Origin of the sequence: Komagataeibacter europaeus LMG 18890 (genome assembly GCF_000285295.1) — a bacterium.
In the GTDB taxonomy this organism is placed as follows: domain Bacteria; phylum Pseudomonadota; class Alphaproteobacteria; order Acetobacterales; family Acetobacteraceae; genus Komagataeibacter; species Komagataeibacter europaeus.
This window is the reverse complement of sequence record NZ_CADP01000124.1, coordinates 1-7376: the sequence shown is the minus strand read 5'-3', so window position 1 is coordinate 7376 and position 7376 is coordinate 1. Positions and strand designations below refer to the sequence as shown.

Genomic DNA, 7376 nt, shown 5'->3' with positions numbered 1-7376 from the left:
TTCTGGTCCGCAGCCATCATGGCCGGCGAAATCCCGCATATGATCCGTGCGTTAGCCATACAGGCACGACATGGGCCGGAACAGTCCGGTTTGGGGGATGGGGCATGACCGAGACATATGATTATGATCTGGTCGTGATCGGCAGCGGCCCGTCAGGCAGGCGGGCTGGGGTTCAGGCGGCGAAACTGGGTCGATCCGTGCTGATTATCGAAAAAAATACCCGGGTTGGCGGGGTCTGTGTGCATACCGGCACCATTCCGTCCAAAACCCTGCGGGAGACGGTCCTCAACCTGACAGGCTGGCGGGAGCAGGCTTTCTATGGCCGGGCTTACCGTGCCCGCAAGGACATAACCATAGCCGACCCGAACAGTCGCCTGCGCAAGACCCTGGATTATGAAGTCGATATGCTGGACCACCAGTTCGCCCGCAACGGCATAGCGGTTGCGCATGGCACGGCACGGTTCGTGGATCCGCACCATATTACGATCACCATGGACAAGAGGGTTGCGCGGACCGTGTCGGGTGACAGGATCATTATTGCCGTCGGCACCCACCCGCACCGTCCGGCCAATGTGCCCTTTGACGGGACGGTCGTGCTGGACAGCGATGAAATGACCAGCCTTGCGCGCCTGCCACGTTCCCTGACGGTAATTGGCGGGGGGGTGATCGGTATTGAATACGCGACAATATTCAGTGCGCTGGATGTGCAGGTGAGCGTTGTCGAGGCACGTGACAGTATTCTGGATTTTGTGGACCGGGGCATCATTGCCGACTTCATGCATCAGTTATGTGATCGCGGGATGCGCTTCAGGTTGGGCAGCCGGCTGGATTCAATCACGGTCGCGGATGGACAACCCGTGGCCGTCCTGGCCGATGGCGGGCAGATCCGTTCTGATATCCTGCTTTATACCGGCGGACGTTCCGGGGCTACGGATCAACTCGGGCTTGATGCATGCGGTCTGCGGGCCGACAGTCGCGGCAGGTTGCAAGTAGACCCGAAGACGTTCCAGACAGGTGTCGCGCATATCTATGCCACGGGGGATGTCATCGGTTTTCCGTCCCTTGCTTCCACATCGCTGGAACAGGGGCGTATCGCAGCGTGCCATGCTTTTGGCCAGACCGTGCCGCCAGCCCCTGAATTCTTTCCTTATGGGATATATTCCGTGCCTGAAATCTCAACGGTCGGCATGACGGAAGAACAGGCAAAGGAAAAATCCATACCGTATGAATGCGGGATCGCACGCTTTCGCGAGACATCACGCGGGCATATCGCAGGCATGCATTCGGGGATGCTGAAACTGGTGATTTCCCTTGAAACCCACAGGCTGCTCGGGGTGCATATAGTCGGTGAAAGTGCCACGGAACTAATCCATATCGGTCAGGCCGTGCTTAATTTCGGGGGAACGTTCGACTACTTTATCGATGCGACCTTCAATTACCCGACATTGGCGGAAGCATACAAGATCGCGGCCCTTGATGCATGGAACCGCATTCCCCGTCGCAGGGGGGACGTGGAGTCTCCATCACCCGTGGCGACATGAAGGATCAGCTTTCCTTGCCTCCGCATTGCATGGCACCGGGCCTGCATGCAGGCTGATCTTCTGGCTGGTGAAGAAAGCTGGCAACATCGAACCTGGCGGAGTAAGGCAACTATGCTCTGTAGTCGGCATCGCTCTGGGCAGGAAAGCCTGGTTGTTCGCCGGTTCCGATCGGGGCGGCCCGCGCGCGGCCGACATGTATTCCCGCATCGTCATTGCAAAGCTCAACGACGTCGATCCCCAGGCCTGTCTCGCCGACGTTCTCGCCCGGATCAACGACCAGCCGGTCTCATGCCTGCACGAGTTCCTGCCCTGGAACTGGGAAAACACCCGTCACGCCAATCATACACAGAGGTGATGCGGCTGATCGACGCCCAGTTCCTGGAAACGTCCTATTATGGCTTACGGCAGATGACATGGCATCTGCGCCGCTTGGAACATGAAGTGGGCCGCAAGCGGGTTCGGCGGCTCATGGCGATCATGGGCCTGCGGGCGATTTACCAGAAGCCGCGTACGACCGTGCCCCATCCGGAGCATCGGAAATATCCATATCTGCTGCGGGATCTGGTCATCAATCGGTCTAACCAAGACTGGTGTTCCGATATCACATATATTCCCAATCGCCTGTCCGGATTGTGTGTATGCGGTGCAGAGAGTCCCAAAAATACGGGACATCTTTGTCCAAATTGGATATACACGATACATATCCATAAGGAGGGATCTCCGATGCTGACCCGTACAACACTCTTTCTATCCAATCGCTCGCAGGCGGTGCGTCTGCCGAAGATGGTCGCCTTCGGGGAACAGGTGCGTGAGGTGATCATCGTGTCCGAAGGTCCACGGCGGATCATCGCTCCGGTCGATGTGGCGTGGGATGATTTCTTTGCGGCTCCCGGGGTGGATCTGGGGGAGCGGAACCAGCCAGCCATGCAGGAACGCGAGGCGCTCTGAATGCTGCGTTACCTGCTGGATACGAACCTCTGTATCCGGGTGTTGCGGGATCGACCGCAGGGGCTGCGTCCGAGGTTCAACAGCTGTGCGGAGGAACTCTGCATCTCGGACGTGGTGCTGTATGAGCTGCTTTATGGCGCGGAACGCTCGTCTGATCCCGTGCACACAAGGCGTGAGGTCGAGCACTTCGCGGCAAGGCTGGCGGTCCTGCCATTCGACAGTGAAGCGGTCGCCCATACAGCGGACATTCGGGCTGCTCTTGAACGGAATGGCCGTATCATAGGTCCGTATGATCTCATGATTGCTGGGCATGCCCGGAGCAGGGGGCTGATTGTCGTGACGGGGAACCTTCGGGAATTCCAGCGGGTGGATGGTCTTCGAACCGAGGACTGGCTGACTGACACGGTCTGACCGGAAAAGACGCAGCGAGACAAAATATTGATAAAAACGACTGCTTATCAATCGACTATGTCATGCAGCGAGCTTCTCTACGAATCCGCTGACAAGCAGCAGTCTTCTTTGGTTGCAGGCTCCCGAAACCAGATATAAATCATTGATTTAAAACAATAAACTCTCCAGAACACGGCGGGTTTTTTATTGTCTGAAATTCCCTGCAGGAAACACATAGGAAACAGATGAAAAGATAATCCGGCGCAATTTTGTCGAAGGTCACATGTGTGTGAATGTGGGGCAGGGTGCCCTGATGCCTGTTTCGGGATATCGTTCCGGCCTCACCGAGTCAGGTTCAGGAAACGCAGTAACAGCCATGGCCGCAGACGAACTCACGGGACTGATCCGTTATCTCGGTCAGGAGGACTGGCAGGACCGTTTCAGCGAAGTGCTCGGCGATCACATCGGTCCGGCGCTGGAAGTGGGTGACATCACCTTCGAGGATCTGGCGGAGATGATCGGTCCCGACGTCGCCATGACATTGTGGGGCTGCGCTTTCGAAGATTTTCTCGGGCAGGACTGGGACGATGGCCGGAACTTCGTCGACGTTTACCTCAAGCGTCGGGGCTGGAAGGAAGGGCCACGTAACAGCGCCTACATGCGTGCCCTCAAGGCTTCGGTCATGAGCCTGTATGAAGTCTCGGACATCAGACCCGGCCAGAGCCTGATGGCGCGTGACCTGCTGCGGGGTGGGGAACCCGTTCTGGTGCATGAAGGCACGGCCACCTGGACACTGAAACAGTGGGACCGGATTGCAGCACGTCTCGTGCCGTCCGATGGAAAGACCATTCTGGCAGGCGGGTTGCTCGCTTATTCGCGGGGTGCCTGTGAGGATCTGGCTGCGAACCTTTACAGGGCTCTGCGGAAAAGACGGGGCAAGACCGAGTTTCCAAAAGTCGATACGCAGACGCTGCGTGAGCTTGCGCCGATGTTCACGCTGACCTGGCTGTTCCGGACACTGGAGGACATGGCCCGGGAGATGGAGGGGCCAGCGCTGTTCAATGGGGACGGAGAGGATCTGGTCTTCCACGAAGTGTGTTTCCCGCTGGCAAAGGGCGTGACGCAGAAGATGGTGGCAGATTCGCTTGACCAGATCGCGGCTTTGCGGCCGGAGAGCCGGTCGTTCTGGAACTGGCTGAAGGAAAAGCACGATGAACCTGCGCTGAAAACCGGGCGTGATGAAAACGGACGGTTTCTGCGCACGGAGATGGACGATGGCGCGATCGTGCTGGGCACGCTGGATCTGAAGGGGCGGCAGTTGCGGCTGCAGGTGAACTCGAAAGAGCGTGCCGAACGTGGTCGTGCCATGCTGCAGGCTGGTCTGGGAGATCTCGTGCGCGCTCCGCTCACGCAGATCATGACGCCGGCGCAGGCGATGGAAGACCGGGGGACGCCTGGACGGGAGGTCTCGCCAGAACTGCAGATCCCGCCCGAGGAGGAAGCCCGGATTATCGGGCAGATGCTGGAGCGGCACTATCGGCAGGTGCTTGATGAGCCAGTCCCGGCCCTGGGGGATTTGACGCCGCGCCAGGCCGTCCAGACAGTTTCAGGGCGTAAAAAGGTGGCCATCTGGTTGAAGGATATCGAAAACACTACGGTCCACGCCCAAGGGAGTGGCGGTGCCATGGCTGCCTACGATTTCGGGTGGATGTGGAACGAACTCGGAATCATCAGGCTCAGGAAATAGTCCGCTTTCGCCTCATGTCGGCCATAAGGAAAGCCGTTGAGGCCCCCAGAAAACGGTCGTACCTTCGCATAAAAATATGGGCATACAAATGCGCATAAACATGTGCTATATGCTGGTTGCCAGTATAATTAGGAGCAAAGCTATGGTTCGCGTGCATTCCGGCACTCCATCACGTCGCCCCACAAATGTGACGCTACCCGCTCAGCTGCTCGAAGAAGCCAAGTCGTTAGATCTCAACATATCGCAGGCCTGCGAGCAGGGGCTTAAGTCAGCTATCGCGTCGATCCGTGCTCAGCAATGGCTGGCAGACAATCGCGCTTCCCTCGAAGCCTCACGGCAGTATGTTGAAGAGAACGGGCTTCCCCTGGCGGACTATCGGAACTTCTAAATGGCCCGTTTTGATGTGTATCGTCTGGCCGGACGGGGAGAAGCACGTTTCGTTCTGGATGTGCAGGCAGATCTTCTGGACGCCTTGGGTACCCGTGTCGTTGTTCCGCTGCTGCCGCAGAGAACCGCACCAAAGCCTGCCAAGAGGCTGAACCCGGTGTTTATGGTTGACGACTGTCCCTTCGTCATGATGACGCAGTTTATGGCCGCAGTTCCTGACCGTGATCTGACGAAGATCATTGCTTCATTGTCGCTTTGTCAGGACGAAATTACTCAGGCGCTCGATCTGCTTCTCGCAGGTTTCTAAAACGCGACAGTGATCGGCTTACGCCTCATGTCGGTCATAAGCGGAGCCATTCGGACTTCCAGAAAGCGGGCGGTCGGCAATAGTTCTCGTTATCCGCCGATATTATCATCCAGACTTCTGATTGCTGCATCAGCAGCTGATCAGGAGAAAGTATCATGGAGAAGACAACTCGTTTTCCAACGCCTACGCTGAAGAAGTCCGTGCCCTGGAATGCAGGAAAAATGGTTGGCGCCAAGCCGGCGCTCAAAGAAAAGCATGTCTGGGCTATTCGGTTCTGGCTCGGGAACGAACAGCGTGTCAGAGACAGAGCGTTGTTTGATCTTGCTCTCGACAGCAAACTCAGAGGCTGTGATCTTGTCAGTCTTCGTATCGGCGACATCGTTACCAGCGGTCAGGTGCGTCACCGGGCCATGGTCGAGCAGCAGAAAACCCGGCGACCTGTGCAGTTTAAGATTACGGAAACGACGCGCGAAAGTGTGCGAGCGTGGCTGGAGCATCGCGGTGGTGGCTTGAATGAGTATGTTTTTCCAAGCCGCCCAAGCTCATCTGAGCACAAGGCAATACGCCCGGCTTCTGGATCAATGGGTTCAAGCGGTGGGACTTATACCTGGTGAATATGGAACTCATTCACTTCGCCGCACGAAAGTTGCCACGATTTACAAACGAACCGGTAATATTCGAGTAGTGCAGATCCGGCTTGGTCATTCAAAACTGGATAGTACGGTTCGATGCCTTGGGGTGGATGTCGAGGACGCTCTGGCACTGTCGGAAGCCACGGATCTCTGAAATCGAATATGCCTCGGGAATTTTTTACCTCCTCCCTGTGTGTACATGCTATGATGACACATAAGGAGGAGACCATGAGCCAGCATCTTTCAGATAACGCATCATCTCCACAGAAAATCGGTGTTCGGGAGTTCCGGGGAAACCTGACGGCGTATCTGCGTCAGGTCAGACAGGGTAGCACGATCCTCGTGACGTCTCACGACCAGGTTGTCGCTGAACTGCGGCCGCCAGCTTCTTCCTATCGTCCCCGTCGTCAACCAGGCGCATTGCGCGGGCGGATCAGAATGAGCGAAGATTTTGATCAGACACCGGCAGATATTCTTGAAAGTATGGAACGCGGCCTGTGAAGGTTTTGCTCGATACGCATGCGTTGCTGTGGTGGCTTTCGGACTCCAACCGGCTGGGTGAGAATGCACGGGAGATCATCGCAGATCCGGCCCACGATATTCTGGTGAGCATCGGGGAGTGTCCTGAAGTCTGTGTATCTGGCCTGGCCCATGGGTTTTCAGATACTCAAGCGGCGAAGCGCTCGCCGAACATTATGGCGAACTGGTTGCGGGCTGCAAACCATTCCCGAACATTCCGCCCGTCTTTCTCAAAGCTGCGGATCGCCAGGTAGATCAGCTTCGTTGCGGCATCGTCGGTCGGGAACGAACCGCGCGTCTTGATCGATTTGCGGATGACCCGGTTCAGGCTCTCGATGGCGTTCGTAGTGTATATGATCTTGCGGATCGCCGGATCGAAGGCAAAAAACGGGATCACTTCTGGCCATGCCCGGCGCCATGCCGGGGCGATCGACGCGTATTTCCCGGCCCATTTCTCCTCGAACGCATCGAGCTCTGCGGCCGCCATGTCAGCGGTCGCCGCCCCGTAGATCCGGCGCAGGTCGGCAGCCACGGCCTTGCGGTCCTTCCATGAGCAGAAGTTCAGGCTGTGGCGCACCAGGTGAACAATACAGGTCTGAACCATCGCCTCGGGAAAGGCGGCGGTGATGGCCTCGGGAAAGCCTTTCAGCCCGTCCACGACCGCGATCAGGATGTCCTGGATGCCCCGGTTCTTCAACTCGTTCATGACCGAAAGCCAGAATTTGGCGCCTTCATTCTCGGCGATCCAGAGCCCCAGAACCTCGCGCACTCCCTCGCGGGTGACACCGAGAGCAACGTAAACCGCCTTGTTTTTAACGGTCCGGCTGTCAGCATCGCGGATCTTTACCCGAAGGGCATCGAAGATCACGATGGGATACATCCGATCCAGCGCCCGGCCCTGCCAC

General features: G+C 57.2%; 8 protein-coding genes and 3 pseudogenes. 10 read left to right on the top strand and 1 reads right to left on the bottom strand.

Annotated features, from left to right (window positions below; translation table 11 throughout):
• Window positions 1-104 precede the first annotated feature (104 nt).
• From sthA to GEU01_RS24915, 10 genes and pseudogenes are all read left to right on the top strand, one after another.
• Window positions 105-1541: a Si-specific NAD(P)(+) transhydrogenase gene (gene sthA / locus GEU01_RS18425; protein WP_019087247.1), complete on the top strand. Its 1437-nt coding sequence runs from the start codon at window positions 105-107 to the stop codon at window positions 1539-1541.
• Window positions 1542-1665: 124 nt separating this feature from the next.
• Window positions 1666-1896: pseudogene (locus GEU01_RS18420) on the top strand (transposase domain-containing protein); the annotation flags it as partial.
• Window positions 1890-2162, top strand: a pseudogene (locus GEU01_RS23290) (IS3 family transposase); the annotation flags it as partial. The pseudogenes GEU01_RS18420 and GEU01_RS23290, both read left to right, overlap by 7 nt.
• Before the next feature lie 102 nt (window positions 2163-2264).
• On the top strand, window positions 2265-2489 hold the full coding sequence (gene vapB, locus GEU01_RS18410; protein ID WP_026018865.1) for a type II toxin-antitoxin system VapB family antitoxin: 225 nt from the start codon (window positions 2265-2267) through the stop codon (window positions 2487-2489).
• Window positions 2490-2900, top strand: a complete 411-nt coding sequence (gene vapC / locus GEU01_RS18405) for a type II toxin-antitoxin system tRNA(fMet)-specific endonuclease VapC (protein WP_019087243.1) — start codon at window positions 2490-2492, stop codon at window positions 2898-2900.
• A gap of 355 nt (window positions 2901-3255) precedes the next feature.
• A complete protein-coding gene (locus GEU01_RS18400) occupies window positions 3256-4626 on the top strand; it encodes a hypothetical protein (RefSeq protein ID WP_019087242.1) in 1371 nt (456 codons plus the stop codon).
• A gap of 142 nt (window positions 4627-4768) precedes the next feature.
• On the top strand, window positions 4769-5014 hold the full coding sequence (locus tag GEU01_RS18395) for a type II toxin-antitoxin system CcdA family antitoxin (protein WP_007400720.1): 246 nt from the start codon (window positions 4769-4771) through the stop codon (window positions 5012-5014).
• Window positions 5015-5320: a CcdB family protein gene (locus tag GEU01_RS18390; RefSeq protein ID WP_007400721.1), complete on the top strand. Its 306-nt coding sequence runs from the start codon at window positions 5015-5017 to the stop codon at window positions 5318-5320. It abuts the gene before it with no gap.
• 155 nt (window positions 5321-5475) lie between these two features.
• Window positions 5476-6106: pseudogene (locus tag GEU01_RS23285) on the top strand (tyrosine-type recombinase/integrase).
• Between the two features lie 8 nt (window positions 6107-6114).
• On the top strand, window positions 6115-6453 hold the full coding sequence (locus GEU01_RS24915) for a type II toxin-antitoxin system Phd/YefM family antitoxin (RefSeq protein ID WP_007400724.1): 339 nt from the start codon (window positions 6115-6117) through the stop codon (window positions 6451-6453).
• Between the two features lie 166 nt (window positions 6454-6619).
• On the opposite strand, the gene GEU01_RS18380 is transcribed toward GEU01_RS24915, so the two are convergent.
• Window positions 6620-7376, bottom strand: a 757-nt coding sequence (locus GEU01_RS18380; RefSeq protein ID WP_019086275.1) for an IS256 family transposase, incomplete at its 5' end; no start/stop codon positions are given.